The sequence below is a fragment of the Mycobacterium sp. IDUB_9 genome (assembly GCF_055419505.1).
This window is the reverse complement of record NZ_JBVAXU010000014.1, coordinates 3,680-5,547: the sequence shown is the minus strand read 5'-3', so window position 1 is coordinate 5,547 and position 1,868 is coordinate 3,680. Positions and strand designations below refer to the sequence as shown.

Genomic DNA, 1,868 nt, shown 5'->3' with positions numbered 1-1,868 from the left:
CTTAATTTGTGTTCGGCGGTGTCCTACTTTTCCACCCGACAGGGTAGTATCATCGGCGCTGGCAGGCTTAGCTTCCGGGTTCGGGATGGGACCGGGCGTTTCCCTGCCGCTATGGACCGCCGTAACTCTATTCTCTTGTGGTTTCCCAAAGAGCAAATTCTTTGTGTTTTGGTGGTGGGGCGTGGTTTTGCACGTCCGCACACAAAGTGAGTGTGGGTGTGTTTTGTGGTGTGGTTGCGAGACAGATGTGTGTCTTACTGAAACTCATCAAACATTGGTTGTTTGTTGGTTGTTGTAAGTTTTCGGCCGGTTAGTGCCAGTTCCCTGCACCCATTACTGGGCTTCCAGGTCTGGTCTATCAATCCCGTGGTCTGCGGGGGGCCTTATCCCTCTAAAAGGGTGAGAAGCCTGGTCTTGGAGGGGGTTTCCCGCTTAGATGCTTTCAGCGGTTATCCTGTCCGAACGTGGCTATCCAGCGGTGCTCCTGGTGGAACAACTGGTATACCAGAGGTTCGTCCGTCCCGGTCCTCTCGTACTAGGGACAGATTTCCTCAAGCTTCTGACGCGCGCGGCGGATAGAGACCGAACTGTCTCACGACGTTCTAAACCCAGCTCGCGTGCCGCTTTAATGGGCGAACAGCCCAACCCTTGGGACCTGCTCCAGCCCCAGGATGCGACGAGCCGACATCGAGGTGCCAAACCATCCCGTCGATATGGACTCTTGGGGAAGATCAGCCTGTTATCCCCGGGGTACCTTTTATCCGTTGAGCGACACCCCTTCCACTCAGAGGTGCCGGATCACTAGTCCCGACTTTCGTCCCTGCTCGACATGTATGTCTCGCAGTCAAGCTCCCTTGTGCACTTACACTCAACACCTGATTGCCGTCCAGGTTGAGGGAACCTTTGGGCGCCTCCGTTACATTTTAGGAGGCAACCGCCCCAGTTAAACTACCCACCAGGCACTGTCCCTGAACCGGATATACGGTCCGAGGTTAGAGGCCCAATACGATCAGAGTGGTATTTCAACAATGACTCCACCCACACTGGCGTGTGAGCTTCACAGTCTCCCACCTATCCTACACAAACCGTATCGAGCACCAATACCAAGTTGTAGTGAAGGTCCCGGGGTCTTTTCGTCCTGCCGCGCGTAACGAGCATCTTTACTCGTAGTGCAATTTCGCCGAGTCTATGGTTGAGACAGTTGAGAAGTCGTTACGCCATTCGTGCAGGTCGGAACTTACCCGACAAGGAATTTCGCTACCTTAGGATGGTTATAGTTACCACCGCCGTTTACTGGGGCTTAAATTCTCCGCTTCACCCCGAAGGGTTAACGGGTCCTCTTAACCTTCCAGCACCGGGCAGGCGTCAGTCCGTATACATCGTCTTGCGACTTCGCACGGACCTGTGTTTTTAGTAAACAGTCGCTTCTCACTGGTTTGTGCCACCCCCTCCCGCTGCCGGCCGCAAAAGCCTTGACGATATGGGGGTCCCCCTTCTCCCGAAGTTACGGGGGCATTTTGCCGAGTTCCTTAACCATAGTTCACTCGTACGCCTTAGTATTCTCTACCTGACCACCTGTGTTGGTTTGGGGTACGGGCCGTGTATGTCCTCGCTAGAGGCTTTTCTTGGCAGCATAGGATCACCGAATTCGCCTCAAACGGCTATGCATCACCTCTCAGGATTAATGTCAGACGGATTTGCCTATCTGACTCCCTACCGGCTTACCCCAGTACAACCACTGACTGGTACGGCTACCTTCCTGCGTCACCCCATCGCTTGACTACTACCCACCGGGGTCCCACGCAGCCCCGTCAACGCCTCACCCCGAAGGGATCGGTCACGACGGTTTTGGATGGTTAGCACAATGG

The 1,868-nt window shown here is 54.6% G+C and carries 2 rRNA genes (1 of these 2 cut by a window edge); both read right to left on the bottom strand.

Annotation, left to right across the window (positions count from 1 at the left end):
- Positions 1 to 10: 10 nt before the first annotated feature.
- Positions 11 to 124 (bottom strand): 5S ribosomal RNA (gene rrf / locus ACZY08_RS29660).
- Positions 125 to 290: 166 nt separating this feature from the next.
- Positions 291 to 1,868 (bottom strand): 23S ribosomal RNA (locus ACZY08_RS29655); it runs 1,648 nt beyond the window's last position.